General features: G+C 63.9%; 1 protein-coding gene. It reads right to left on the bottom strand.

The features are described 5' to 3' along the window. Positions 1–1,183, bottom strand: a 1,183-nt coding sequence (locus AC1DS3_RS38870) for an IS4 family transposase (protein WP_477129390.1), incomplete at its 3' end; no start/stop codon positions are given. Positions 1,184–1,186: the final 3 nt, after the last annotated feature.

Genomic DNA, 1,186 nt, shown 5'->3' with positions numbered 1-1,186 from the left:
TCGCGTAGGCTGGCGTGACAGCTGCCCACATCATCTCGTGCTGGATGACATGGAAGGCACGCACGAAGCTCATGTCAGTCGGCGCGAGCTTCGCTTCTCGGGCGGCGCTGGCCATCTCGCGACGAATCAGGTTGTAGGCGATCAAGGCGCCCCAGATTTCCTGGCATACCCCATCGACGGTTCGGCTACGCAGGGTCAGCTCCATGCCGAGCATCGACTGCTTCAGTTCCCGGTAGCTCGTTTCGATCTGCCAGCGCCGCTCGTAACTGGCGACGATGTCAGCAGGTTTGAAGCGTCGGCGATCGAGCAGCGACGTCAGCAGAATTCGGCTACGTCCGCGTGCATCGATCGTTCGGATTGCCCGCGCCTGCCAGAACTCCGGCAGCGCCGGACACTTCTTGCGTGCCTGCGGCGAGACACGCATGCGTACCGTGGCGTCCTCGGCCGTCCCGGCCGTCACCTCCCAGCGCGTGTTGGACTTGGCCGGAATCAGGAAGTGGCGGTTGTGCCCGCCCATCGTCAGACCGCACAGGATCTCGGCAGCCAGGAAGCCTTTGTCGAATACCGTCAGCGAATCATCCGGTATCTGCGGCAACAAGCCTTTGGCGTACACCATCTCATTGCTGTCATAGCGACCGAAGCTGGCACCTGCCACCAGGTGCGTGGGGATCGCAGTCAGCGTCACCATGCGCACCTGCGGATAGCTGGCGACCCTGCGAGCGTAAGCTTGGGCGCCAAAGTGCTCGCGGTTGGCAGGGCTGTCGGCTGTGCGTAGCGTCGTGCCATCCATCGCCCACAGGCTGAGTCCCTTGAGGGCGTAGTCGCTGGCGTCCTGCAGACTCCAGGCGCGCGCTGTTCGTTCGAACAGCCAGGCCAGCGGCGCCTCGCCAACGCGCTGGCGGGCTTGCGTCGCCGCGCTCTTGCTGACGAACGGCGCCACCTCGTCAGGCAGGGCCAGTTCCAGATTGTCGAGCACTTCGCTGATCGACCAATGGCGGTACATCGCCAGCGCAATCACCAGCCAGACCACCTGTTCAGCGGGCAATCGACGGCGACGGATACTTGCCGTTCCCGTCGCGTCTACCGCGCGCTCGATCCACTCGTACGGAAGATGCTCGGCGAGCCGACTCAAGTCGGCCGGCTGTTGCGCTTCGAGCAGGAAGGTCAGGTGACTGGAAAGCATCGC

This window comes from Cupriavidus sp. 01L46 (assembly GCF_056399905.1).
The sequence above is the reverse complement of the archived record's forward strand: the minus strand, read 5'-3'. Positions and strand labels throughout refer to the sequence as shown.